The sequence below is a fragment of the Arenimonas sp. MALMAid1274 genome, assembly GCF_049195245.1.
Lineage (GTDB): Bacteria > Pseudomonadota > Gammaproteobacteria > Xanthomonadales > Xanthomonadaceae > Arenimonas.
This window is the reverse complement of sequence record NZ_JBMIRR010000026.1, coordinates 292,817-316,441: the sequence shown is the minus strand read 5'-3', so window position 1 is coordinate 316,441 and position 23,625 is coordinate 292,817. Positions and strand designations below refer to the sequence as shown.

At 63.3% G+C, this 23,625-nt stretch carries 26 protein-coding genes; 24 read left to right on the top strand and 2 right to left on the bottom strand.

Features of this window, described 5'->3' with window-relative positions; all coding sequences use genetic code 11:
- Positions 1 to 63: 63 nt before the first annotated feature.
- The 6 genes from ACOQFR_RS07815 to ACOQFR_RS07790 all read left to right on the top strand — a co-directional run bounded on the left by ACOQFR_RS07815 (position 64) and on the right by ACOQFR_RS07790 (position 4,585).
- A complete protein-coding gene (locus tag ACOQFR_RS07815; protein ID WP_421380429.1) occupies positions 64 to 327 on the top strand; it encodes a hypothetical protein in 264 nt (87 codons plus the stop codon).
- Between the two features lie 35 nt (positions 328 to 362).
- Positions 363 to 1,412 carry a two-component system sensor histidine kinase NtrB gene (locus ACOQFR_RS07810; protein ID WP_421380426.1) on the top strand — a complete coding sequence of 350 codons (1,050 nt, stop codon included), beginning with the start codon at positions 363 to 365 and terminating at the stop codon, positions 1,410 to 1,412.
- A 78-nt stretch (positions 1,413 to 1,490) separates the two neighbouring features.
- Positions 1,491 to 1,901, top strand: a complete 411-nt coding sequence (locus ACOQFR_RS07805) for a GntR family transcriptional regulator (RefSeq protein WP_421380424.1) — start codon at positions 1,491 to 1,493, stop codon at positions 1,899 to 1,901.
- On the top strand, positions 1,898 to 2,782 hold the full coding sequence (locus ACOQFR_RS07800) for an ATP-binding cassette domain-containing protein (RefSeq protein ID WP_421380422.1): 885 nt from the start codon (positions 1,898 to 1,900) through the stop codon (positions 2,780 to 2,782). Before ACOQFR_RS07805 ends, ACOQFR_RS07800 begins: the two co-directional genes overlap by 4 nt.
- Entirely contained in the window at positions 2,779 to 3,456 is a 678-nt protein-coding gene (locus ACOQFR_RS07795) for a hypothetical protein (protein WP_421380420.1), read from the top strand. Before ACOQFR_RS07800 ends, ACOQFR_RS07795 begins: the two co-directional genes overlap by 4 nt.
- Before the next feature lie 10 nt (positions 3,457 to 3,466).
- Positions 3,467 to 4,585 carry an acyltransferase family protein gene (locus ACOQFR_RS07790; RefSeq protein ID WP_421380418.1) on the top strand — a complete coding sequence of 373 codons (1,119 nt, stop codon included), beginning with the start codon at positions 3,467 to 3,469 and terminating at the stop codon, positions 4,583 to 4,585.
- Between the two features lie 59 nt (positions 4,586 to 4,644).
- Here the strand turns inward: ACOQFR_RS07790 and ACOQFR_RS07785 are convergent, their stop codons facing one another.
- Positions 4,645 to 4,836 carry a hypothetical protein gene (locus ACOQFR_RS07785; protein ID WP_421380416.1) on the bottom strand — a complete coding sequence of 64 codons (192 nt, stop codon included), beginning with the start codon at positions 4,834 to 4,836 and terminating at the stop codon, positions 4,645 to 4,647.
- A gap of 412 nt (positions 4,837 to 5,248) precedes the next feature.
- Between ACOQFR_RS07785 and ACOQFR_RS07780 the strand changes: the two genes are divergently transcribed.
- From ACOQFR_RS07780 to ACOQFR_RS07705, 16 genes are all read left to right on the top strand, one after another.
- Complete coding sequence (locus ACOQFR_RS07780) at positions 5,249 to 6,349, top strand: serine hydrolase domain-containing protein (RefSeq protein WP_421380413.1); 1,101 nt, start codon at positions 5,249 to 5,251, stop codon at positions 6,347 to 6,349.
- Positions 6,346 to 6,975 carry a pentapeptide repeat-containing protein gene (locus tag ACOQFR_RS07775; RefSeq protein WP_421380410.1) on the top strand — a complete coding sequence of 210 codons (630 nt, stop codon included), beginning with the start codon at positions 6,346 to 6,348 and terminating at the stop codon, positions 6,973 to 6,975. The genes ACOQFR_RS07780 and ACOQFR_RS07775 overlap by 4 nt, the downstream gene beginning before the upstream one ends.
- A 79-nt stretch (positions 6,976 to 7,054) precedes the next feature.
- The gene (gene ntrC, locus ACOQFR_RS07770; RefSeq protein WP_421380408.1) at positions 7,055 to 8,455 is read left to right on the top strand and encodes a nitrogen regulation protein NR(I); all 1,401 of its coding nucleotides are present in this window, start codon (positions 7,055 to 7,057) and stop codon (positions 8,453 to 8,455) included.
- A 114-nt stretch (positions 8,456 to 8,569) separates the two neighbouring features.
- Positions 8,570 to 9,097 (top strand): hypothetical protein, encoded by a 528-nt coding sequence (locus ACOQFR_RS07765; protein ID WP_421380405.1) that lies wholly within the window; start codon positions 8,570 to 8,572, stop codon positions 9,095 to 9,097.
- A gap of 200 nt (positions 9,098 to 9,297) precedes the next feature.
- Entirely contained in the window at positions 9,298 to 9,897 is a 600-nt protein-coding gene (locus ACOQFR_RS07760) for a hypothetical protein (protein WP_421380402.1), read from the top strand.
- Positions 9,898 to 9,962: 65 nt separating this feature from the next.
- Entirely contained in the window at positions 9,963 to 10,526 is a 564-nt protein-coding gene (locus ACOQFR_RS07755) for a HEPN domain-containing protein (protein WP_421380399.1), read from the top strand.
- A 251-nt stretch (positions 10,527 to 10,777) separates the two neighbouring features.
- Positions 10,778 to 12,301, top strand: a complete 1,524-nt coding sequence (locus ACOQFR_RS07750) for a M20/M25/M40 family metallo-hydrolase (protein ID WP_421380396.1) — start codon at positions 10,778 to 10,780, stop codon at positions 12,299 to 12,301.
- Positions 12,302 to 12,347: 46 nt separating this feature from the next.
- Positions 12,348 to 12,794, top strand: a complete 447-nt coding sequence (locus ACOQFR_RS07745; RefSeq protein WP_421380394.1) for a hypothetical protein — start codon at positions 12,348 to 12,350, stop codon at positions 12,792 to 12,794.
- Between the two features lie 240 nt (positions 12,795 to 13,034).
- Positions 13,035 to 13,610, top strand: coding sequence for a hypothetical protein (locus ACOQFR_RS07740; protein ID WP_421380391.1), 576 nt, complete (start codon positions 13,035 to 13,037; stop codon positions 13,608 to 13,610).
- A gap of 87 nt (positions 13,611 to 13,697) precedes the next feature.
- Entirely contained in the window at positions 13,698 to 14,174 is a 477-nt protein-coding gene (locus tag ACOQFR_RS07735) for a hypothetical protein (RefSeq protein WP_421380388.1), read from the top strand.
- Positions 14,175 to 14,259: 85 nt separating this feature from the next.
- Positions 14,260 to 14,625, top strand: coding sequence for a hypothetical protein (locus ACOQFR_RS07730; protein WP_421380385.1), 366 nt, complete (start codon positions 14,260 to 14,262; stop codon positions 14,623 to 14,625).
- A 170-nt stretch (positions 14,626 to 14,795) separates the two neighbouring features.
- Positions 14,796 to 16,205, top strand: a complete 1,410-nt coding sequence (locus ACOQFR_RS07725) for an RHS repeat domain-containing protein (protein ID WP_421380382.1) — start codon at positions 14,796 to 14,798, stop codon at positions 16,203 to 16,205.
- Entirely contained in the window at positions 16,174 to 16,797 is a 624-nt protein-coding gene (locus tag ACOQFR_RS07720) for a hypothetical protein (RefSeq protein ID WP_421380379.1), read from the top strand. Before ACOQFR_RS07725 ends, ACOQFR_RS07720 begins: the two co-directional genes overlap by 32 nt.
- Before the next feature lie 197 nt (positions 16,798 to 16,994).
- Positions 16,995 to 18,404, top strand: coding sequence for an RHS repeat-associated core domain-containing protein (locus ACOQFR_RS07715; RefSeq protein ID WP_421380376.1), 1,410 nt, complete (start codon positions 16,995 to 16,997; stop codon positions 18,402 to 18,404).
- Positions 18,405 to 18,770: 366 nt separating this feature from the next.
- Positions 18,771 to 19,040: a hypothetical protein gene (locus tag ACOQFR_RS07710; protein ID WP_421380373.1), complete on the top strand. Its 270-nt coding sequence runs from the start codon at positions 18,771 to 18,773 to the stop codon at positions 19,038 to 19,040.
- Between the two features lie 1,002 nt (positions 19,041 to 20,042).
- The gene (locus ACOQFR_RS07705; protein WP_421380371.1) at positions 20,043 to 20,414 is read left to right on the top strand and encodes a hypothetical protein; all 372 of its coding nucleotides are present in this window, start codon (positions 20,043 to 20,045) and stop codon (positions 20,412 to 20,414) included.
- Between the two features lie 660 nt (positions 20,415 to 21,074).
- Here the strand turns inward: ACOQFR_RS07705 and ACOQFR_RS07700 are convergent.
- Positions 21,075 to 21,902: a cupin domain-containing protein gene (locus ACOQFR_RS07700; protein WP_421380368.1), complete on the bottom strand. Its 828-nt coding sequence runs from the start codon at positions 21,900 to 21,902 to the stop codon at positions 21,075 to 21,077.
- Positions 21,903 to 22,014: 112 nt separating this feature from the next.
- Here ACOQFR_RS07700 and ACOQFR_RS07695 point away from each other — a divergent pair, with 112 nt between their 5' ends.
- The gene (locus ACOQFR_RS07695; RefSeq protein ID WP_421380365.1) at positions 22,015 to 22,785 is read left to right on the top strand and encodes an alpha/beta fold hydrolase; all 771 of its coding nucleotides are present in this window, start codon (positions 22,015 to 22,017) and stop codon (positions 22,783 to 22,785) included.
- 126 nt (positions 22,786 to 22,911) lie between these two features.
- Positions 22,912 to 23,586 (top strand): DUF2987 domain-containing protein, encoded by a 675-nt coding sequence (locus ACOQFR_RS07690; protein ID WP_421380362.1) that lies wholly within the window; start codon positions 22,912 to 22,914, stop codon positions 23,584 to 23,586.
- Positions 23,587 to 23,625 lie beyond the last annotated feature (39 nt).

Here is a 23,625-nt window from a genome sequence, read left to right as displayed (position 1 = left end):
CGGCCTGCGCGATCTGGCCTGGAAATTGCTATCGCTCAGCGACCCTGACGATGCCGGACGGCCGTGATTTCAGACGACGACAGCTGCCGCGAGACCTTCGAGTTCGAACCGCGGCCCGTGGACTGCCACGAAGTGCGCGACCCGCGCTTCCCGCGCCCGGCGCCGTCGCCGCTGCTGGCCGCGTGGACGTTTTGCCGACCGGCCAGGCCGGACCCGTGTGGGGCGGGTGACCCGGCCTGGCTGGATTTTTTGGGCGTGCCCTTGCCCGACGACCTGCCCGAACCACTGGCCTCGCTCGATTTCCCCGCCCCGCGATTCCCCGACTGAGGCCGAGCGCCCCGTGCCTGCGCTAGGCTGGCGCGATGACCGAACCCGTGCCGCCGACCGCCGACACCTTGGCCACGCCCCTGGCCTGGGCCGATGCCGACGGCCTGCTGCTGGGCTGCAATCCCGCCTTCGCCAGCTGGCTGGGCGTCAGCGCTCGCCGCCTGCTGGGCCAGCCGCTGACCGACCTGGATGCCGAAGCGGGCCGGCTGGCCAGCCTGCTGCCGCGGCTTTCGGACACCGGTGACGCCATGCGCGTGCGCCGCGCACGCCTGGCCTTCCCCGGCAACGCCGACCGCTTCGCCGACCTGTGGCTGGCGCGCGATGAGGCCGGCGGGCTGCGCATCGAAGCGCACCCGGCCGAAGAATTCCCCGGCGAAGATCCGGCCACCGCGCTGCCGGCCGCGCTGTCGGCCGCGCTCAAGGGCCTGGCGCACGAGATCCGCAATCCGCTGGCCGGCCTGAAGGGTGCGGCGCAGCTGCTGGGCCGCCGTGTCGAGGGCGACGACGCGCGCGAACTGGTGGACCTGATCGGCAGCGAGGTGGACCGCCTGGCGGCCCTGGTCGATCGCCTGCTCAACCCGGCGCCCCCGCGCGACTTCAGCGCCACCAACATCCATGCCGTGCTAGAGCGCGTGCGCCAGCTGGCCGAGGCCGAGGCCGGCTGGGCGATCCGCATCGCGCGCGACTTCGATCCCTCGCTGCCCGAATTCCCCGGCGATGCCGACCGGCTGTCGCAGGCGCTCTGGAACCTGGTGCGCAACGCGCTCGAATCCGGCGCCACCACGGTGCAGCTGCGCACCCGCGCCGAGCACCACCTGCTGATCGGCGACGCCGCGCACAAACTCGTCGTGCGGGTGGAGATCGCCGACGACGGCCGCGGCGTGCCCGAGGACCTGGCCGAACGCATCTTCCTGCCGCTGGTCAGCGGCCGCGCGGAAGGCAGTGGCCTGGGCCTGCCGCTGGCCCAGCAGGTGGCACGCGAACACCGCGGCTCGCTCAGCTACCGCTCGCGGCCGGGGCATACCGTGTTCACCCTGTTGATTCCGGTGCCCGACGAGCCTGAGCCGGCACCGGACCCGTCCTAACCCGCAGAGTCGAGGGACTTGCATCCGGCTCCATGACTGTGCATGCTGTGCATATCCAATAAGCACAGCAGCCCCGGCATGGACCTGTTCCTGTCGACCGGCGACCCCCGGCCGATGTACCAGCAGATCGTCGACCAGATCACCGCCAAGGTGATGGCCGGCGACTGGGCGGCCGGCCAGGCCCTGCCCTCGATCCGTGAGCTGGCCGCGGCCAGCCGCGTCAGCGTGATCACGGTGCGCCGGGCCTACGAAGAGCTCGAGCGCGCCGGCGTCATCGCCACCCGCCAGGGCAAGGGCTCGGTGGTGGCCGAACGCAGCGACCTGCCCAGCGCCCTGATGCACCTGGAACTGCAGCAGCAGCTGGCCGCGGTGCTGGCCAGCGCCGCCCGCCTGGGCCTGGACCGCGCGCAGCTGCACCGCCTGATCGATGACGCCGCCGACCCGGCGCCTTCCGCCACCCCGGACACTCCGAAAGGAAACACGCCATGACCCCGGCCTTCTCGCTGAGCGGCATCGCCAAGCGCTACCCCGACTTCGCGCTGCACGACGTCACCCTGCAGCTGCCCGAAGGCCAGGTGATGGGCCTGGTGGGTGCCAACGGCGCCGGCAAGACCACGCTGCTGCGCCTGCTCACCGGCCTGGCCGCGCCCGACGCGGGCACGGTGGACGTGCTGGGCCACCGCCTGCCGCAGGCCCAGGTCGCGGCCAAGCGCGACATCGGCTTCGCTTCCGAGGACATGCGCCTGTACCGCGGCCAGAGCCTGCGCTGGCACATGGACCTGGTGCGCAGCATTTACCCGGGCTGGGACGAGGCCTATGCGGGCGAACTGATCAGGCGCTTCGACCTGCGCGTTGATCAGGCGCTGCACGGCTATTCGCACGGCCAGCGGGTGAAGGCCCTGCTGCTGCTGTGCCTGGCGCGCCGCCCGCGCCTGCTGCTGCTGGACGAACCCACCACCGGCCTGGACCCGGTCGCGCGCATCGAAGTGCTGGAAGCGCTGGCCGACGTGCTGCGCGACGAACGCCGCAGCGTGCTGTTCTCCTCGCACAACACCCACGACATCGAACAGCTGGCCGACACCATCAGCTTCCTGCACCAGGGCCGGCTGGTGGCCTCGGCCGACAAGGACAGCTTCCTCGACAGCTGGCGCCGCGTGATGTGCCAGGGCGCCCTGCCCGAGGCCATCCGCGCCTGGCCGGAAGTGGCCAGCGCGCGCGCCAACGGCAGCCTGGTCGAGGTCAAGGTGCGCACCTGGAACGACGACCTGCCGGCGCGCCTGGCCGCCCAGGGCCTGCAGGTGCAGCGCACCGACCCGATGAACCTGGAAGACATCTTCATCACCGCCGTGCGTACCGGAGCCGTGGCATGAGCCTGAACCTTCCCGTGATCAAGCTGCTGGTGGCCAAGGACTGGCAGCTGTTCCAGAAACAGCTGGCGCTGTACGTGCTGGCCGGCATCGTGGCCCTGGCCTTCCTGGGCCTGGCCAGGCCCTGGGCCTTCTACGTGGGCTCGCTGATGCTGCTGATCGTGATGGTGTCGGTGGCGTGTTTTTCCATCGCCACCTCGCTGGTCACCGAGCGCAAGGAAAAGACCCTGGCCTTCGTGATGAGTCTGCCGGTGTCGCCGCTGGACTTCACCGTGGCCAAGCTGGCCGGCAACCTGCTCACCTTCGCGGTGCCCTTCCTGCTGATCGCGGGCGGCACGGTGGCGGTGGTGCTGATGACGCCGCTGCCCGACGGGCTGTTCGTGTATGCGCTGCTGATCTTCGGCTACGTGCTGTTCGCCTTCAGCGTGTCGCTGGCCGTGGCCATGTCGGTGGAGTCGGAAGGCTGGGTGACGTTCACCATGATCGGCACCATGGTGCTGCTGAACCCCTACATCATGGGCCTGGGCCAGGTGCCGGGCATCAGCACCCACGTGGCCCGCGACGCGATCGTGTGGACCCCGGAAGCGACCGGGCTGCTGGCGGTGCTGGTGGTGCTCAGCGCGGTGGTGCTGGCCGCCACCGCCTGGGTGCACGCGCGCAAGCCCGCGTTCTACTGAAGCCACCGCGATGCAGGACGCCAGCGAGCGGCTGCACTACATGGATCACCTGCGCGCGCTGGCGATGCTGGCGGGCGTGGCCTTCCACGCGATGCTGGCCTACAGCCCGCTGATGCATCCCATCTTTCCCACCGCCGACCGGCAGATGTCGCCGGCGGTGGATGGGGTCGCCTGGGCGCTGCACCTGGTGCGCATGCCGCTGTTCTTCCTGGTGGCGGGTTTCTTCGCGGCCTGGGTGATCGCGCGGCGCGGCGGCGCGGCGCTGGCGCGGCAGCGGGTGCGGCGCATCCTGCTGCCCTTCCTGGTGGCGTGGCCGCTGGTGTGGCTATCGCTGTCGGCCGGCGTGGTGTGGGCGGCCGAAAACGTCCAGCACCCGTCGCCGCTGCTGGCGATGGTGCGCCAGTGGCTGGCCATGCCCGATGCGCCCGATGCGCCGCTGGGCACGGCGCACCTGTGGTTCCTGTACTACCTGCTGCTGTTCGCGCTGCTGCACTGGGTGGCGCGCACGCTGGAGGCGGGACGGTGGCTGGATGCGCTGCTGCTGCGCAGCCCGCTGTGGATCCTGCTGGGCCTGCCGCTGCTGCTGGTGCCAGCACTGGCCTCGGTCACCGCGCCGCATCCCGCGCCGGAAAGCGTGCTGCCGCAGTTCTGGGCCCTCGTTTACTACGGTGCGTTCTTCGCGCTGGGCACCGGCGTGCACGCGCGGGCGGACTGGCTGCAGACCCTGCGGCCCTTCGTGCCGTGGCTGGCGCTGGCGTGTGGTGTGGCCTACGTCGCTTTCCTGTGGGGCATGAAGCAGCGGGACGCCGCGGCGGCGTACGCCTCCGCGTCGTGGCCACTGGCCGCGCTGGAGGCTTGTCTCGGCGTGTGGGGCACGCTGCTGTGCCTGTGGGCCGGGCAGCGCCTGCTGGACCGGCCCAGCGCGGTGATGCGCTACCTGGCGCAAAGCGCGTACTGGACCTACCTGCTGCACCTGCCGCTGCTGTTCGCGATCCAGTACCTGCTGATGGACCGGGACTGGGCGTGGCCGCTGAAGTTCGTGGTGGGACTGGGTGCGACGCTGGGGCTGTGCCTGCTGACGTATCAGGTTTTCGTGAGGCATACGCCGTTGCGGCGGTTCGTGGGCTGAGCCACTGGCGAACCCACAAACCGGGATCAAAGCGGGCCGCAGCGGTCCGAACGATCGTCCTACTTGGCAGGCTTCGTGGATTCCTTCTTGCCCGGCTCGCGCGGCTTGGACGCAGGCGCGGCCTTGTCCGCGGGCGTGTCGGCGACGCCATCGTCGAAGCTGCGCTCACCGGCCTTGTGGCCGTCCGACTCCGAGGCGCCGTCGCTGCCGGTCTGGCCGGTATTCGCTTCGCCCCAGCCGTCGCCGTCCACGCGCGGGCCGTGTTTCTCGGCGTAGCCGCCGTTGGCGGTGGTGCTGCCCTACCTGGGCGAGTGGCTGTCGTCCCGGGTCGCCGGCTTCCGGCCCGCGGAGGAATTTCGCTGTGTGTCGTGATGTTTGCCGCCCATTTGACTTGCTCCTGTCTGTAGCCGGGGATGCCCGGCGTTCGAGAACAAGGTGCAATACATGTGCCAATGCCTGCGCCGCGTTGCATGGGCTCTACCGCCTGCGCCACCGCGTCGGCGCCGGGCAGAATGAGAAGGCATTACGCCGGATTGCCGGCCTGCGGGCCGTTCGAAGCGCGTCCAGCGGGTCCAGCGCTCCGGGACCAGCCGCCCGGCGATGGCATAGTGTGGCTGCCCTGCCGCCGGCCTGCGCCGGCGCGGCCTGAAAGAGGACACGAGCATGCGATGGGTTCCGGCCCTGGTTCTTGCGTTCTTCCTGAACTGCCTGCTGCACGCGATGCCGGCCACGGCAGCTGACGCCTTTGAACGCATCGCGCCAGCGCAGGCCGGCTATTCCGACGAAGGCCTGAAAGCGCTGGAACAGCTGCTGACGGAGTCCGGTTCGGAATCCATGCTGCTGCTGCACGAGGGCAAGGTGTTCTTCGAATGGGGCGACATCCGCCGCAAGCGCCTGGTGCACTCCATCCGCAAGCCGCTGCTGCATGCCCTGGTGGGCGTTGAGCTGGAGAAAGGCAACGCCTGCTTCAACGGCGACAGCACCGTGGCCGAACTCGGCCTGGACGAACGCCCGCCCGGCCTGACGGCGCAAGAGAAGTCCGCCACGCTGCGCCAGCTGTTCCAGTCACGCAGCGGCATCTACCACCCCGCCGCGGCCGAGAGCGAAGGCATGCAGTCCCAGCGCCCCGCGCGCGGCAGCCACGCGCCAGGCGAGTACTTCTACTACAACAACTGGGACTTCAACGCCGTGGGCGAGGTCTACCGGCGCTGCACCGGCCGCGGCATCCACGAAGCCTTCCTGGCCGACATCGCCGCGCCGCTGGGCATGCTCGACTACCAGGCCCGCATCTACGCCTGGACCGACGACAGCCAGCCGCCGCCCGAAGTCGCCGACGGCTTCCGCCGCCTGGAGCCGGAAAAGTCGCGCTACGGCGCCTACCACTTCCGCCTGAGCGCGCACGACCTCGCACTGTTCGGCCAGCTCTACCTCGACCACGGGCGCTGGCAGGGCCGCCAACTGCTGCAGTCGCAGTGGCTGGACGACAGCCTGCGCCCGATCTCGATGATCGAACCGGAGTACGGCCTGGCCTACGGCCAACTCTGGAACGTGCTGGTGCCGGGGCCAGGCGAAGAGCGGCCGTCGTTCTACCACACCGGTGTCGGCGTCCACATGCTGGGCGTGTATCCCAGGCACGGCCTGGTGATGGTGCATCGCGTGAACACCGAGCAGGCGTCCGATTTCGTCGACGGCAACCTCTACCGCATCATCCGCGCGATGCACGCCGCGAGGCTGACCAAGCATCCCCCGAGGAGAACGCTTTGACGGCAAGCACCACCGCCGAACTGAAGGCACGCTGGCACCCGGAGGCGCTGGCCGCCGCTGACCGAGCCTTTTCAGCGATGGATCCGGTGGCCGCCTACCAGGGCCGGCCGCCCCCGCACGCCTGCGTGTCGCCATTTGGCCAGGTGGACGGCTACGAAGACTTCCGCCACCTGCCGCTCGCCGGCGCACCCGCGAACCGCCGCATCGAGCGCGTCGATCTGTCCTTTGCGACCGATGGCCGCGGCGGTCAACTCGCGCAGGCCACGTTCATCGACTGTCGCTTCGATTACAGTGCCATCGAGAGCAACCTCGGCAAGCACTTCGAGCGCTGCACTTTCGTTCGCGCCAAGCTGGCACGGTCGCTGCTGCGCGGGCACTACGTGGACTGCGACTTCCGCGGCGCCGACCTGTCGCGCTGCACCAGCGGCGAGGCCACGTTCACTCGCTGTGACTTCAGCGGCGCCCGCCTGGTCGCCGTGCAGTGGCCACGCACCGTGTTCGACCAGTGCCGCTGGGACGACGCCACGTTCGGCAGCGCCGTATTCACCGGGTCGCGTTTCATCGGCAGCCGGCCGGACAGCCGTGCGCTGGCCATGGCGTTGATGGCGAAGGTGGAGTTCGCCTAGCCCCCAGCGGCCCGGCCTGAAGCCGGATTCGCGTCCCCCAAGCCCTTCCATCTGCACCGGTTTGGTGCAAACTGGGCCGATGACCACCCCCTCCCGCCTCTGGGTCATCGACGACGACCGCGCCGTCCGCTTCGTGCTGGTCGAAGCCCTGCGCGACGCCGGCTACGCGGTGTCCGGCTTCGAAGGCGCCCGCCAGGCCCTGGCCGCCCTCGAAGACGAGCCCGCCCCCGACCTGGTCTTCACCGACGTGCGCATGCCCGAGATGGACGGCCTGGCCTTCCTCGACGCGCTGAAGGCCCGCCGCCCCGACCTGCCCGTGATCGTGATGTCGGCCTACACCGACATCGCCAGCACCGCCGGCGCCTTCCGCGGCGGCGCGCACGAGTTCCTGTCCAAGCCCTTCGACCTGGACGAGGCCGTGGCCCTGGCCGAACGCGCGCTGCCCCAGCGCGACGCGCCCGTGCCCAGCGCCGCGCCGGAAATCGGCAACGAGCTGCTGGGCGACAGCCCCGCCATGCGCGAACTCTTCCGCGCCATCGGCCGCCTGGCGCAGGCGCCGCTGTCGGTGCTGGTCACCGGCGAAACCGGCACCGGCAAGGAGCTGGTGGCGCGCGCCCTGCACCGCGAATCACCGCGCGCGCGCAAACCCTTCGTCGCGCTCAACACTGCGGCCATCCCGGCCGAGCTGCTGGAAAGCGAACTGTTCGGCCACGAAGCCGGCGCCTTCACCGGCGCGCAGAAGCGCCACGTGGGCCGCTTCGAACAGGCCGACGGCGGCACCCTGTTCCTGGACGAAATCGGCGACATGCCCGCCAGCCTGCAGACCCGCCTGCTGCGCGTGCTCGCCGAAGGCGAATTCTTCCGCGTGGGCGGCCGCGAACTGATCAAGGTGGACGTGCGCGTGATCGCCGCCACCCACCAGGACCTGGACGCCAAGGTGCGCGACGGCAGCTTCCGCGCCGACCTGCTGCACCGCCTGGACGTGGTGCGCCTGCAGCTGCCGCCGCTGCGCGAGCGCAAGGGCGACGTGCCGGCGCTGGCCGCGCGCTTCCTGGCACAGGCCGCAAAGAAACTGGGCGCGCCCGCGAAGCGCTTCCATCCCGAGGCGCTGAAGCGCCTGCAGCCGCACGACTGGCCGGGCAACGTGCGCGAGCTGGAGAACCTGTGCTGGCGCCTGGCGGCCCTGGCCCCGGGCGAAGCCATCACCCCGCGGGACCTGGGCAATGCGCTGCGCGGCAGCGGGCCGGCGAACGACCCCGGTGACTGGACCCGTCCGCTGGCCCAGGCCGTGCGCGAGGCCCTGGCCCGCGGCGACGCCACCCTGCACGCGACCCTGCGTGAACGCTTTGACCAGGTTTTGCTGGAGACCGCGTTGGACCATACCGAGGGGCATCGGCAGCAGGCGGCGGAGAAGTTGGGGTTGGGGAGGAATACCGTTACGCGGAAGTTGGGCGTGGTGCGGGGGCGGAATAAACATTGAACGCATCACCGTAGGGCGCGCAAACGCACGCCAAAAAATAGATGGAGCCGACACTACCTTGCGTCGCGACTCAGCTCCGGAACTAGGCCATTCATAAAAACCGGGAGACACATGATGAGTACCGAAAAAATGTCGCTGGGAAAAGCTATCGATATTCTTTTGGAAGCGCTGGAGCCGTTGGACGAAGCTTCACGGGAAACAGCGATGCTTGCGGTTTGTCGTCAGTTGAAGATTTCCAGTGGGCCGGCACCCAAAGAAGCTGGTTCCTCGGACAGGCCAACCGAGGTCGATCAATCGGCGCCAACGTCTTCCTCTCCTCAGGCGCCTGCCAAGGCAGCGCTACGAGTTGATATTCGTTCATTTAAAGACGAAAAGAAGCCAAACTCTGTGAAGCAAATGGCTTGCGTGGTTGCGTACTATTTGAAAGAACTGGCAAATGCCGAAGAACAGAAGGAAACCGTTTCGTCCGCTGACCTAGAAAAGTACTTTAAACAGGCGGGATACAAACTACCGACGCGTATGCCGCAAGTCCTGATCGACGCTAAAGCATCTGGATACTTCGAGTCGGTAGGTCGCGGCGAATACAAACTCAACGCCGTTGGTCACAACCTTGTTGCGCACAACCTTCCCGGCGAAGACTGATGCCGTCGCATGTGACATCAGTTCTGGCGGAAATTGAGGTTGAGCGGAAAGCGATTAATGCTGCTCCAGGCCCTCAAATTCACTCGAAAGTACATCGAGGGAGGTTGCGGTCTCTCGCTGAAAGCTACTTCGAGAAAGTAAGGCCACTGGTTGAGGACAACACGGGAGACGGGTCGCACATCGCTAGCGTGGATTCCCTTATGCAACAACTGCTTCAGCTGAGTCACAAGAACTCAGCTACAAATAAGTACAAGGAAACTCTCAAAGAGCTTAAGAAGCACCTTGTCTTGCTAGACAGTCGTTTGGTTTCAGCTCCGGTTCGATCCGTGGTGAGCGGCAGGCAAAATATTGATACCAAAATTGTATCAACACTTCGAGCGCTTCTCCCCAGTGCAGCGATGTCGTATGAGCAGGCGCTCATAGATCTCTCTCAGACTGAGAGGCTATCTTGGAGAGGGCCAGCCACTGATTTGAGAGAGGCGCTTCGAGAGACTCTCGACCACCTTGCTCCGGACGGCGATGTCATTGCTGTCCAAGGCTATAAGCAAGAGAAGGATACGCACGGCCCCACAATGAAGCAGAAGGTTCGCTACGTTCTCAGGAGTCGTGACGTTGCAAGGAATAAGTCAGCAACTACGGAAGATGCCACCAGCGCGATCGATGAAGCGTTAGGTGCGTTCGTTCGCTCTGTGTATACGCGATCAAGCGTGTCAACCCATACACCAACGTCCAAGGACGAAGCTCTTAGAGTTCTAGATTTGGTGAGGGTTGTGCTATCTGAGCTTCTGGAGGTTCGTTAATGCAACAATATTGGCCGTCGGTGCGCTACAACAAATACGCAGTTGGGCTGGGAGGCTAGCGCGCTGTGCCATCTCGTGCGCATACGCAGTATCTGGATGTACTCCTCCGCGATGCTGTGGAGTTGGGCTCTGCGCATAAGAAGCTGAGCACCGGAGCTCGTGGCCGTCAGCGCGGCCTTGGCGCAATCAATCGAACAACGGTTGTTATCTGCGTCTCTGCATGGGAAGCATACGTTGAGGAAGTAGTTAAAGAGTCTCTTGAGCTGCTGCGGCCAGCGGCGGCTACGGCCGGAGTCTGGGATGTTTTGAAAGAGCCGGCCTTGGCGCAGGTCAATCGTTTCAACACCCCAAACTCTGGCAACACCAGAACACTCATCAGAAGCTGTTTGGGATTAAACGATGTCACTCGTCAATGGCGTTGGCAGAATTGCACATCACAAAGTGCTTGCCGATACCTGAACACGGCACTGGATAAGCGCCACGAGATTGCGCACGGCGTAAACCCACGGCCAACGGTGCACAGAGCATACGCGGGATGGCTCCCTGGCCTATTCAAGAACCTGGCGTCGAGCACGGACGATGCAATTGCAGACCACCTGGTCAGACTTGGATGTCCACGCCCGTGGTAGGTGGCCCACTAATAATTAGGCCGACGCCTTCGGCGCGGCTTAGCTAACGCGTTGTGCAGCCAAGACATGGGCTCAGTCTTCGCCGCGAGCGATCCTGGGTTTGGACCGCGCGCGGAATCAATAACGTCGCCAGTTCGGAAGCAGAATAGGGCGCTACGAGGCAGTGAACTATCTAGACCATCGCCGCACTCGTCAGGCCTATTCGTCCTCCGGCATACTCATCGCTCGACCTCTTTTAAGGTGCACGGACCATGCTGAGCAGATCCCGCCTCTTGCTGTGCGCCAGTCTCGCCTGTGTCCTCGCGGGCGCGGCCACGGCCCAACCGGCCGCGCCGCCGATCCCTGCCGAAACTCGCTCAAAGCTCACCACCGCCATCGAAGCCGACCACGCCCAGGCCCTCACCCGCCTCCGCGAATGGATCGCCCTCCCATCCATCAACGCCGAAAAACTAAACCGCCAGGAAGGCGCCGAACTCATGCAGCGCATGCTGCTCGACGCCGGCTTCGATACCGCGCGCATCATCCCCACCGACGGCGCCCCCGGCGTCTTCGCCCGCCTCGATGCCGGCGCGCCCACCACCCTGGCCGTGTACTTCATGTACGACGTGAAGCAGTTCGACCCGGCCGAATGGAGCCAGCCGCCGCTGGAAGGGCGCATCGTCGAGCGCGACGACGGCAAGTCCGTGCTGATCGGGCGCGGCGCCATCAACCAGAAGGGTCCGGAAGCCACCTTCCTCACGGCGCTGCGGGCCTTCAAGGCCACCGGCACGCCGCTGCCGGTCAACATCGTGCTGGTGGCCGAGGGCGAGGAAGAGACGGGCTCGGAGCATTTCGGCCAGATCACCGGCGATCCGGAAGTGGCCAAGGCCCTGGCCGGGTCGGTCGGCGTCATCCTGCCGGTGGCCTGGCAGGGCGAGGACGGCGGCGTCGAGATCCACCTGGGCGCCAAGGGCGTGGCCGAGATCCAGCTGGTGGCGGATGGCGCCAGGTCGGGCCGCGGCCCGGGCATGGAAATCCATTCGATGAACGCCGCGCGCGTGGAAAACCCGGCCTGGCGCCTGATCAAGGCGCTGGACACCCTGGTGGCCGACGACGGCGTCACGCCCACCATCGATGGCTGGATGGACGAGGTGCGGCCGCTGTCGGCCGCGCAGATCGCGCTGATTGATGCGGGCCTGCGGCCCGACGCCGAGGCCCTGACCAAGAAGGGCCTGAAGGTGCAGGGCTGGGTGGCGGGCGAAGACTACCGCACCAGCCTGGTGCGGCTGGCCTCGCAGCCCACCGTGAACATCCAGGGCCTGGTCAGCGGCTACACCGGGCCGGGCGGCAAGACCTCGATGCCCAGCCGCGCCGAGGCGAAGATCGATTTCCGCCTGGTGCCCGACATGCGCGCCAGCGAGGTGGTGGCCAAGCTGCGCGCCCACCTCGACAAGCGCGGCTTCACCGACATCGAGATCGTACCCGGCGGCATCTACGGCCCCACCGAGACGCCGCGCGACTCGGCCATCGTCGACGCGCTGGTCACCACGGTGGAAGGCGCCGGGCTGCCGTACACGGTCAATCCGCGCCTGGCCGGGTCCTGGCCCGGCTACCGGTTCACTGACCCGCCGGTATCGCTGCCGGCGGTGTTCGTCGGCATCGGCCAGGGCGGCCAGATGCATGCGCCGGATGAGTGGTATCTGATTGATGCGAAGAATCCCAAGCTGGCGGGGATTGATCGGCAGGCGTTGTTTTATGCGGAGTTTCTGTTTGCGTTGGCCAACACCAAGCCTTGAGAATGAATCGACCAGCCAGTAGCAGAAGAAATTAGGCTTTTCTCGCATGAATAACTTGGTTCTATTCTCGATCTGCTTGGCAATGACGTCTCTTCCATGCGTGGCCAACGCGGGTGCTGAAAGAAGTAGAGCTGCCGAAACGAAATTGGAGCTTCATGATTTTGAGTCTGTGGAGATATTTGCGGTAAGTGTGGAAGAGTCTCGTGGCGCCCTTAACGTGCTTGTTGAGGCCGACGATGTGAAGCGCTCTGCAACCATCTCCATCAGGAGCGACAATTTCCTGTTCATTGGTCGTTTGTTGCACGCCATGGAGCATGGTGAACCAACTGGCTGCCAGAAGATGAAATCACTGATCTGGCGAGTTGATCTGAAAAGTGGGGGCGCAGTACGAACCTTTTTGAGTGATGGATCGCAATCGAGATCCCCTGACGGTGTCTGTCGAGAGACCTCAATCACATCCATGGACTTCTTGGACTACATTCAGTTGCCGTGAGTGAATCAATCGAGGTGCGAATGCTCGCTGCCAGCCGCGACGGGAATGCAATCTTCACCATCAGAGCCATGCCTGACGAATGCCCGGAAAGGAAGTAAGCGTCCCGACTTCGCCGCACAAGTTCGATCTCGGAACTAACGGCAGGGCTCTGGGAATCGGCGAAGTGTCGGTTCTTCCGATACCTCACATCCTAGGCCTGGGCAACGTACGAGATTCACTTCTGGCGAGCAGGATTCAAGAATGAAAAATGGATCCGTAACCGATGACATTCGTGCCGCGGAAGCCCTTCTTGGGAATGAAGAATTTGAGGCAGTCATTCCGCTTGCTGATGCCATTGTCGCGGCGGGTGAGCCTGGGCTGATAGACGGGCTGATACTCAGGGCCAGTGCGTACGAGAAATGGCAGTCGGGGCCGGAAGAAAGGCTTTCGCGTGCACTGGCAGATTGGGAGAGGCTCAAGGAGCTCGCGCCAGGGCCGATTGTGTACAGAAATTTGGCCAGGCTTCTCCTGAAGCTTGGGCGCCATCAGGAAGCGTTTGATTGCCTGATGAAGGCGAGAACGGAGAGATCACCGCCCGAGTTGCTTCTTGGATTCGCACGCTACTACGAGAGCAAAGTCCCGCCGGACATTGACGCCGCAAGGTCATACTATTTCCGCGCCGCCATGAAAGGGCGAAGCCGGGGCATCAGGAGATACGTCGAGTTATCGATGGACAATGGGAAACCATTTCAAGCGATTGCGATGCTGATGGCCGGGTTGATGGCAACACCCGTCCTGGCATTAGTCCTTGGCCAGCGTCGCCATCACGATCTTTAGCGGTCGAGGCCGCGGCATCAGGCAGTACGGCCAAGAGACCGGTCTGGTTCAAGCAATGGGGTCGCACAACCAAAACGGTAACCGGAAATGGAAAACAAGCTGCTTGCCGCACTCGCGTCGACCATCGTTGCCGGAATCTGTTCCGTCAGTGCCAGCGCATCCTCGTACATTGTTGACGAGATTGTCGATCTGTCACTGACCACTGACAGGGGTGACTTCATTCGAGCAAGAGCGAACAGTGATGGGTCAGCGCTGGACGAGGTTTGCATTCAGATCGGACGAAGAAGTGCACGCATTCCCGCAACATCCTTCGACGGATTGCGATATCCAAAGCTGGCCGGCCTGCGGATTTATATGGGCGGCCGGGTTGAAGGGCATCAGTACCGCAAACTGATCATTCCCTTCCGCGAGTATCGGGACGAGCAGGACGTCAGCGCTGTGTACTCGATCAAGGGCTTCGAGATTGTCTCTGTCGAGCTGATTCGTGGCTACGACCTTGACCAGCCGATGGAGACACGACAAATGAATGTCAGCATGACGAATCGAACTTGCCGATCGCCCTAGCGTTCGCGCAAAGGAACGCGGTAATGGGGGCGGATGCAGTCAGATAAACTACCGAGGAATTCGCGTTTCCCGGATAGGCCGTCGAATGGAGTTCATGCGATACACATCCTTGGTTGCGCTTGTCCTGGCAGCTGGCTGCGCGAGCTCTGTCAAAGAGTCAGCCAGCCGGTCTGATTCTGACCATCCCTACCTGGAGACTGCTATCCGGGCGACAGGAAATCCAGCAGCAACGTGTAGCTTCTCGGAAGATGCACGCCACGATGAGCGGCTAAAGAAAATCCTCGCTTCTCGCGACTTCACCCTGAAGGATCACGCAGTCGAGGCAGATGAGGGCGGGCTGCTTTATTCCTACTACCTGCTTCCCAATGGGCAGCAAGGCGTTCTGATGCTTACTGTGCTTGTGCGAGATGGGAAATGCCGGGAGATTGATTTTGGCTGGCTGGTAACCTGATCGAGATACGGTGACAGCTCTCCTGGTTGCCCGCCGGTGGAAGCGACTCAGAACGAGTGCGAGCCCTTGAAGACGAGGTGGGAAGTGTACGATCAGCCGCCCTTGCCTACGCGATACAAGCTGGCTCTCGCAGCTGTCGCTGTACTGGCGGTGCTGGGCTCAGCCGCTGGATGGCCTACGATGCCCTGGACCGACTGACCGAGGCCAGCTCTGGTATGTTCGGGGGTTCGGATTTCGCCCATCGATTCACCTACGATGCGCTCGACAACCTGCGTTCCTGGAAACACGCGGGCGTGAAGGACTATGCCAACTACCAGTACGACAGCAACAATCTGCTGACCGGCATCCGGAACACCGGCGGCACGCTTTTGCACACCATCAACTACGGCGTGCAGGGCAATGTGTCCTCCAAGAACGGGCACAGCTACACGTTCGACCTTGGCAATCGCATGCGCGCCGGCAGCGGAACCAACAGCGAAAGCTACCGCTACGACGCGCTGGGCCGACGCGTGCAAACCACGCGCGCCGGCGGGGCGACGACGTTGTGGCATTACTCTCAGGGCGGGCAGCTGCTCTTCTCGTCAAAGCTGCCAGGTGGCGGCACGCAAACCACGCACGAAAACGTCTACCTCGGCGGAAGCGTGGTGGCCATCATCGATCATGACTGGCCCAGCAACACGGTGACGGCGCTGCGCTACCAGCACACCGACGCACTGGGCAGCCCGGTGGCAGAGTCGAACGCGGCCGGAGCGCTGATCGGCACACGAACCAACTACGACCCGTTCGGCGGTGCGATCGGCAAGATCATCGACGGCATCGGCTACACCGGCCACGTGATGGATGCGGGGACGGGGCTGACGTATATGCAGCAGCGCTATTACGATCCGGAGATTGGGCGGTTCCTGAGTGTGGACCCGGTGACGGCCAGTTCGGTTAATGGCGGGAACTTCAATCGGTACTGGTACGCAAACAACAATCCTTACAAATTCTCCGACCCGGATGGTAGACGACCATTCGATAGGATGCTGCCTGGCGGGACGTGCGTACTCCAGATCCGTTGCGGTCCACTGAAGTTCCCCGAGGCTCGGCCCCGTCAGAAAGCGCCTTACGACGGTGCGCTTGCGAAGGTCCAAGAAAAATATCCGCAGGTAACCACAGAGCTAACGGATTTGGCGTTCGGAAGAATATCCGCAGACAACTTGGTTTCCACTATGCCCGGAGGAAAGGAGTGGGGCTTTGAGATAAACAAGAATGGAGCATTTTCACCGCTGGAGCTGACCAAGTCTGAAGAAGGCACGGTTGGGGGAGTGCCGTGGTCTGGGCTGAAGGGAATTGTAAAGGCGGTTGGGCACACGCATGGCCGCAGTAGCGAACCATCCAACAAGTACTTTTCAAGTAAGGATGTTGCGGCGGCAAGGGCCTTTAATGCGCCCGTGTTTATGGGAAACAACTTTGGCGAGTTTCGTGCATTCGTGAATGGAATGAGGCTGAACGGAAGGACAGAAGACGTTACGCTGTACGGTGGCAGCGCAGAGGGAGTTCTTCTCTGTGAAGATTGTATTCCTGTTTCCAAGGAGTAGTTGGATGTTGAAATTTAGTCTTTCAGCGATGCTGGGATTGCTTGCCGCCGGATGTGCGAGCGCCGTACGCCAGCCAAGCGAACATGGGCTCGTTTACTTTGAACGGTTTGCAGTTACGGAACCAAATCAATCCAGAAATTATCCTGACCCCATCAAATTGACGGTAGGCGCGGCCGAGAGAAGTCCAGAGGATATTGGGGCTGCAGTAGCCATGCTTATGGAGATCGTTCCGATTTCGCGACTCCACATGGCAACCGCCAAAAGTAGATGCGAGATCGACAGTGCTGCCTCGGCTTCTAGCGCATTTGTGAGCTGTTTGCCGGCCTTCTGTGCGTTGATCCCTGTAGGCTCTAGAGATTCGGAGTGTGGGTACGTCCTACAGCTTGAGGAGTGGGTTCAGGTCAATTGGCTCGGCGGAATGTGTCGTATCGAGCCCTTTGATCGAGAATCCGACTTGGCTGACTGGTTCAGGTCAAAAGGAGTTGGGGATTGTCACGCCATGAGTGTGCTCACCATTTTGGCGTTCATGCAGGAAGAGGTTGGGATTGCCTGGGATGCAGACGAACTAATCGCTTCGATCTTGCGAGAGTGAATGCGCCACGTTTGTGAATCGCCCCGGGTGCTTAGACATCTCCAGACCGTGCATTACGGTCATCAACGAGGCGCGTATGTGCGGCAAGAAGTACACGACGGAGTTCACAGCTGAGGCCCCCTGACCCGTACTGAATCGCCCCGGCTTTCCCGGAGGCTCCTCACTTGAGAGGATAGAGCCATTACAACAACCGTCGCATGCTGATCGGCGAATCCCTCGCCCAGCCCGGGGCAAATCCAGTCGCCTACATGTGGGGCCTGTGCTACGGCTACGACGCCAACGGCAACCTTGCTTCGCAGAGCTATCCGACCGGTTTGGTGGTCACCTACGCGCCAAACGCCCTGGGCCAGGCCACGCAAGCGGGAACCTTCGCCACCGGCGTGCAGTACCACCCCAACGGCGCGATCAAGCAGTTCACCTACGGCAACGGCCTGGTGCACACAATGACGCAGAACGTGCGCCAGCTGCCGCGACGCAGCACGACAAGTGGCGCCATTCTCGACCACGTCTACGATTACGATCCCAACGGCAATGTCACGGCGATCACCGACCTCGATGACTCAGGCCGCAGCCGCTGGATGGCCTACGATGCCCTGGACCGTTTGACCGAAGCCAGCTCGGGCATGTTCGGGGGTTCGGATTTCGCCCATCGATTCACCTACGATGCGCTCGACAACCCGCGGTCCTGGAAACACGCAGGCGTGAAGGACTATGCCAACTACCAGTACGACAGCAACAACCTGCTGACCGGCATCCGGAACACCGGTGGCACGCTCTTGCAAACCATGAACTACGACGTGCAGGGCAACGTGTCGTCCAAGAACGCGCACAGTTACACGTTCGATTTTGGTAATCGCATGCGCGCCGGCAGCGGAACCAACAGCGAAAGCTACCGCTACGACGCCTTGGGCCGCCGCGTGCAGACGACGCGGACCGGCGTGGCCGCGACGCTGTGGCACTACTCCCAAGGCGGGCAGCTGCTGTTCTGGTCAAAGCTGCCGGTCGGCGGCACGCAGACCACGCACGAGAACGTCTACCTCGGCGGCAGCGTGGTGGCCATCATCGACCATGACTGGCCCAGCAACACGGTGACGGCGCTGCGCTACCAGCACACCGACGCTCTCGGCAGCCCGGTGGCGGAGTCGAACGCTGCCGGAACGCTGATCGGCACAAGAACCAACTACGACCCGTTCGGCGGTGCGATCGGCAAGACCATCGACGGCATCGGTTACACCGGGCACGTGATGGACGCGGGGACCGGGCTGACATATATGCAGCAGCGCTACTACGATCCCCATATTGGACGGTTCCTGAGTGTGGATCCGGTCACTCCCGACACCTCAACGGTTTGGAACTTCAACCGATACAACTACGCAGCAAACAACCCATACAAATTCACTGATCCCGATGGTCGGATGATTCAAGGTCCTTGGCGCGACAGATTGGGTGATCGGATGCGGAAGGGGCCATTCGACAATCCATGTGGACAGCCGGTTTGCTTGAGCGCAGGAGAGGGCTCGGATCGCACGCCAAGGCCCGACGAACAGAACGACAAGCCGGTCGAGGGAGCAAAAAGGAATAGTACAAGGATTAGGAAGCTATCTTAAGGGCGTTGCGTGGGATCTCCCCGGTCATGCACTCAAGCGATATGGTGCTATGGGCGAGGAAACACAGCTAAAGGCAATTCGCGGGGAACATGCCGTCATCGATGCAATGATTCTACTGAATGAGAATCCTGAAGAAGCCATGCGGCTCGCGCATGCAGGGTGGGATAACCTGACTCCAGGACAACAAGCGAATCTCCAAGGAAGAGCGTTTGGACGATTGGCCTTGGCTTCCGGCGTAACGAGCCTAACACTTGGCACGGGCATGGCCCTCAACGTGGGCGCTGCAGCGGGCAATGTATTGAACGCCGGAGTCGACCTAGAAGACCAAGGGGCCGTAATTCGAACAATTTTGTATGGAGTTCCAGAATGACTGCATTTTGCGAATCTTGCGGGGCAACCTTGCACCAGTTCCGAATCTTCAAGCAAAAATGTCAGGTGTGCGGCACAACCCACAAAGCTAAAGCTGAGCGCGGCTCCATTGTTGGCCTAGTTTACGGCCTTCTATTTCCCGTTATCCTGATCGGCGGCTTCTGGCTGCCCGGTCCCATTTGGATACCATTGGTGGTGATTCCTCTTCTCCTGATAGTTGTTGGCATAGCCGGGTCGCTTGCAACGCAGCGCTGGATAAAGGGTTGAATGCAACCGACCAACTTTTATTCAGTATCGCAGAGGTGGATTGGCGGGGGGTTGAAGAATCACGCAACTCGGGCCTAAGAACGATTACCACGTGGGAGCGGCACTTCCTACGCTTTAGTGGACACCCTGACCTAAACGAATCAGGAGTCGTCCCCATGCCAACCCCAGGCCCCCGCACCACCCCGCGCTACAGCGGACAGTTCAAGGCAACCGCCGTCCGCCGAGTCAGTTGCAAGGCGTCACAGTGCAGGATGTCGCCCAGTCGCTTTACATCCACCCCTTCAAGTTGTCTCGTGCAGCGCTTAAGCGCTGCAATGGTGTTCCGAGCGTTTGCAATGGTTCGACCGAAACTTCGAGTCAATCTGTAGCCAGCAGGATCAGAGTCTGGCGGACAGCGCCGATGCACTGGCACCGAAGAATCGGGGGCACTTGGCTTTGAAGGACGTACCACGCGTAGCGACGACCATATTCGCTGGGGAATCAGCCGAATGATTCGTTGCGAATTGTGCGGGCACTCCTTGAAGAGATTCGAAATCTCGGAGCAATCCTGCCGGGATTGTGGAGCGAAGCACAAAGCAGTGCGAAAGGCGTCGCCTTACGTGGCGGGCGGGATTTTTGGGCTTCTAGGCATTATCGCACTGCCCCCGGCGACACCGCCACCTGCGCCTTGAACGCCCGCGACAACGCCGACTCACTCGCATACCCCACATCATGCACCAGCAGCTTCAGCGGCTTCCCGCACGCAGCCTCTTCTGCACCAGCCTGTGGCGAAAGTGATTGTCGCGGAGAAGATGGCAGCCAAAGGGGAGGGGCTGCTCGGACAGGCGGTAGAAGGCTCTGGCACAACGCGAGTCTTGCGCGCCCTGACACACCGGGTCATGAGATGGGTCACATCTTCGGGTTTAGCACGAATCGCAACCCCGGCACCAAGAGCATTATTGGTTCAGACTTAGACAGAAGAGTAACAACTGAAGACTTTGACTTGCTTTGGGAGGCGTTCAAATGAATGTCGTGAACAGCATATGCCTGATCGCACTTGTGTTGGCATCGGGATGCACTAGTTCTATCAAGGAAAAAGTTGGTCAGTCTTTGCCTGAAAACTACTACTTGGAAATTGCAATTCAGGCAATGACCGAGTCACCCGCAACATGCCGATTGTTGGATGATTCGTGGGAAGAAGGAGATGAGGAAATGAGGGGGTTTCTCGAGTCTCGCGAATTCGCCATAAGGGACCATGTCGTGGAATCAAACGAGGGTGAAACTTTACACACCTACTACTTGGTACCCAATGATAAGTCAGGCCTTGTGGTGCTTACCGTATTTGTAGTGGATGGGCAGTGCGACGACATTGATGTTGGGTGGGTGGTAACTTAGCCTGCTTTGTTCTCCGGAAAGACTCAAGAAATCTGCTGCCGTTATTTCAGGAGCAGGCACTATCATGACTCTCAATGACACTAAAAAGTTTTCTGGTATGCGCAGCGAAGAAATGTTCTGGCGATGATGAATAAGACGTTCCTGAGAAAAATGCTCCTGTCTATTCTTGTGCTGCTGCCACTAGCATTCGGATGGGCATGGCAATACCGAAAGTTCTTGACCCAACGGGGTGGGTTTTACTACGTGAGTCCTGATTACGGCGACTGGCTGCTTCATGCGGTATTTGCAGCTGGAGGCGTTCTACTTGTACGAACGGTAGTTTCGGAATTTGAGAATTTGATCAGCCCGCGAAGGGACGACTAACAGTGGCATGAGGCGAATCGCATCGTCGGACCGTCAGTCCGCGACCTGGCTGCCGCCGTCCGCACTTCTGAACTAGCCCTTGCAGGGCGATCAGTCGGCCCAGGGTGCGCACTAAATCGACCGGCTGTTCGAAGACACCCAAATGCCCATACTGTCAGGGACATTACTGACCTGACTGCAGCGAGCTGCCCGCCCTGATCGTCGCGGCGACCACTCGGGTCTTGGGTCCAAGCCCGGAGCAGACTATAGGACCCACGGGGGTACCTCTTGGACGAACGCGCCTGCCTGTCCACGAGCCTATCCCACCGCCTTCCGCACCCACTCCCGCGGCGACACCGCCACCTGCGCCTTGAACGCCCGCGACAACGCCGACTCACTGGCATACCCCACATCATCCACCAGCAGCTTCAGCGGCTTCCCCGCGCGCAGCCCCTTCTGCACCAGCAGGATCCGCCAGCGCTGAAGATACTCGCCCGACGTACACCCCACCGTCGCCCGGAACGTCTGCGCAAACGAACTGCGCGACATGCCCGCCACGCCCGCCAGCGCGTCCAGCGTCCAGTCCTCGCCCGGCCTTTCGTGCATCACCGTGATCGCCCGCCGCAGCCGCGGATGCGCCAGGCCCGTCATCAGGCCCGCGTGCCCGTGCTGCACTTCCATCTGATGTCGCAGCACCTGGATCAGCACCAGCTCGAACAAACGCGCCAGCACTTCGCCGCGGCCACAGCGCTGGTCGAACGCTTCTTCGAAAAGCAGGTCCAGCAGCGGACGCGCGCTGCCCAGTTCGGCCAGTGGCAGGCACAGGGCGTCGGGCAGCGCGGCCACCAGTGGATGCTGCGCGCCGGCCTCGAAGCCTAGATCTGCGCAGGCCAGCTCCGCGCCCTCGTGGCTATCGATCACGAACTTATGCGCGCAGGGCCGCGGGTACACCAGCAGGCTGGGCCTGGCGATGGTGATCGGCTTGCCGGCCGCGTGGTGCACCACCACGGTGCCCTGCTTGACCAGGTGCAGCTGCCCCAGGTGCTCGCGCAGCGGAATCTCGTGCGTGCCGCACAGGGCGCCCGCATGCAGGATGCTGGCGCGGACGGGGAAGTGCCTCAGCAAGGCCTCGAGCCGATCCGTCATCTCTGGACTCCAGGACAAGTTATCTGGACTTTAAGGCACTTAACGGCCAAACGGAACGGGGATAGTGGCCTCACCGGGAACGACCCGGCCACCCCAACCCTAAGGAGCCGCCATGAACATCCTCGCCCCCCTCGCCCTCGCCGCCGCCCTCAGCCTGGGCACCGCTGCCGCCGCCACTCCGTCGCCCGTTGCCGACACCCGCCCCACCGTGGTGCTGGTGCACGGCGCCTTCGCCGACGGTTCGTCCTGGAACAAGGTCATCCCGCTGCTGCAGGCCGAAGGCCTGAACGCCATCGCCGTGCAGAACCCGCTCACCTCGCTGGAAGACGACGTGGCCTTCGCCAACCGCGTGATCAACGCGCAGTCCGGCCCGGTGGTGCTGGTCGGCCATTCCTGGGGCGGTTCGGTGATCACCCAGGCCGGCGGCCACGACAAGGTGAAGTCCCTGGTGTACGTCGCCGCGTTCGCGCCGTCGCTGGGCACCGCGCCGGTGGTGGACACGAAGGACTTCCCGGCGCCCCCGGGCTTCGCCCACTTCATCGCCGATGCCGACGGCTTCCTCACCCTGCCCGCCGACGCCATCGCCCGCGACTTCGCGCAGGACGTCAGCCCCGCCGAAGCCAACCTGATCCACGCCACCCAGGGCGCGGTGCGCGGCGCGAACTTCGAGCAGCCCGTCACCGTGGAAGCCTGGAGCAGTAGGCCGTCCTGGTACATCGTGGCCGCGAACGACCGCATGATCGACCCGGGCGCGCAGCGTGCGCTGGCGAAGAAGATCGGTGCCACCACCACCGAGCTGCCCACCAGCCACGTGCCGATGGCGTCCGACCCGCAGTCGGTCGCGAAGGTGATCATCGAAGCAGCGCGTGCCGCGGCGAAATGATCCTGGCGGCAAGGAACCCCGGGGAGTCCGAAAGGGCTTCCCGGATTCGCCATGTCCGGCGTCCGGTGCCGGACAGTTGGAAGTGAGTATCTGCGATGATCTGAGCCCGCTTTGGAGAAGCCCGCCATGCCACGCCTCCTGCGCTCCCTCGAACTGGCCAGCCTGATGTTGATGCTGGCCTTGTGCCCGCTTCTGGCCCAAGCCAAGGAGCAGCGCCTCTCGTACGCGAAGGAGCTGAAGCCACTGCTGGCGCTCACCGATCCGCAGTTCGACCGGATGCAGGGCCTGGTGCTGCTGCGCCAGGTGGATAGCTCGCGCGCCTGCCCCGGTGCGACCGTTCGTCTGGTCGAGCGTGGCCGAACCCGGCAGCTGGCCATTGCCGCCGATGGCCGCGTCGACGTCCCGCTGGCGCAGGGGCTGGCCGATCGCGGCGCACAGCTGTGGCTGCAGAAGCCCGACAGCGCGCCGCCCTGTCAGTTGTTCGCCAACGTGACGGCCAAGCTGCCCGCCGGTCTGGAATGGCGCTATCGCGATCTGGTGGTATTGAACCGGCAGCTGCAGGCTTTCCTCAAGCGCAGCGCAGGCGGGCTTTCCCTGTTCGCCCCGGAACTGCGTGGCCTGCTGATCCGCTTCGATGGCGACCGCAGCGCAAGACTTACCCTGCATGCCGCCTCGGGTGACATCGTCCTGCCAGCGACCCGTGGCGAACTTCGCCTGCCGATGGACGAGCAGCTGGCGAAGGAGAATCCTGCCGTAAGCCTGAGCGTCCGCGCCGCCGCCATTGACGCCTGGCTGGAGTAGCCGGCAGTACGGGCTTCCGACAAGCCCGTCGCCGTTGGC

Excerpts from the sequence above, each read along its gene's own strand:
- ntrC (WP_421380408.1), top strand. The coding sequence starts at position 7,055 with ATGACCACCCCCTCCCGCCTCTGGGTCATCGACGACGACCGCGCCGTC.
- ACOQFR_RS07800 (WP_421380422.1), top strand. The coding sequence starts at position 1,898 with ATGACCCCGGCCTTCTCGCTGAGCGGCATCGCCAAGCGCTACCCCGAC.
- ACOQFR_RS07780 (WP_421380413.1), top strand. The coding sequence starts at position 5,249 with ATGCGATGGGTTCCGGCCCTGGTTCTTGCGTTCTTCCTGAACTGCCTG.
- ACOQFR_RS07700 (WP_421380368.1), bottom strand. The coding sequence starts at position 21,902 with ATGACGGATCGGCTCGAGGCCTTGCTGAGGCACTTCCCCGTCCGCGCC.
- ACOQFR_RS07805 (WP_421380424.1), top strand. The coding sequence starts at position 1,491 with ATGGACCTGTTCCTGTCGACCGGCGACCCCCGGCCGATGTACCAGCAG.
- ACOQFR_RS07810 (WP_421380426.1), top strand. The coding sequence starts at position 363 with ATGACCGAACCCGTGCCGCCGACCGCCGACACCTTGGCCACGCCCCTG.
- ACOQFR_RS07750 (WP_421380396.1), top strand. The coding sequence starts at position 10,778 with ATGCTGAGCAGATCCCGCCTCTTGCTGTGCGCCAGTCTCGCCTGTGTC.
- ACOQFR_RS07740 (WP_421380391.1), top strand. The coding sequence starts at position 13,035 with ATGAAAAATGGATCCGTAACCGATGACATTCGTGCCGCGGAAGCCCTT.
- ACOQFR_RS07790 (WP_421380418.1), top strand. The coding sequence starts at position 3,467 with ATGCAGGACGCCAGCGAGCGGCTGCACTACATGGATCACCTGCGCGCG.
- ACOQFR_RS07730 (WP_421380385.1), top strand. The coding sequence starts at position 14,260 with ATGGAGTTCATGCGATACACATCCTTGGTTGCGCTTGTCCTGGCAGCT.
- ACOQFR_RS07705 (WP_421380371.1), top strand. The coding sequence starts at position 20,043 with ATGAATGTCGTGAACAGCATATGCCTGATCGCACTTGTGTTGGCATCG.
- ACOQFR_RS07735 (WP_421380388.1), top strand. The coding sequence starts at position 13,698 with ATGGAAAACAAGCTGCTTGCCGCACTCGCGTCGACCATCGTTGCCGGA.
- ACOQFR_RS07745 (WP_421380394.1), top strand. The coding sequence starts at position 12,348 with ATGAATAACTTGGTTCTATTCTCGATCTGCTTGGCAATGACGTCTCTT.
- ACOQFR_RS07765 (WP_421380405.1), top strand. The coding sequence starts at position 8,570 with ATGAGTACCGAAAAAATGTCGCTGGGAAAAGCTATCGATATTCTTTTG.
- ACOQFR_RS07690 (WP_421380362.1), top strand. The coding sequence starts at position 22,912 with ATGCCACGCCTCCTGCGCTCCCTCGAACTGGCCAGCCTGATGTTGATG.
- ACOQFR_RS07695 (WP_421380365.1), top strand. The coding sequence starts at position 22,015 with ATGAACATCCTCGCCCCCCTCGCCCTCGCCGCCGCCCTCAGCCTGGGC.
- ACOQFR_RS07725 (WP_421380382.1), top strand. The coding sequence starts at position 14,796 with ATGGCCTACGATGCCCTGGACCGACTGACCGAGGCCAGCTCTGGTATG.
- ACOQFR_RS07710 (WP_421380373.1), top strand. The coding sequence starts at position 18,771 with ATGACTGCATTTTGCGAATCTTGCGGGGCAACCTTGCACCAGTTCCGA.
- ACOQFR_RS07795 (WP_421380420.1), top strand. The coding sequence starts at position 2,779 with ATGAGCCTGAACCTTCCCGTGATCAAGCTGCTGGTGGCCAAGGACTGG.
- ACOQFR_RS07715 (WP_421380376.1), top strand. The coding sequence starts at position 16,995 with ATGCTGATCGGCGAATCCCTCGCCCAGCCCGGGGCAAATCCAGTCGCC.
- ACOQFR_RS07760 (WP_421380402.1), top strand. The coding sequence starts at position 9,298 with ATGCAACAACTGCTTCAGCTGAGTCACAAGAACTCAGCTACAAATAAG.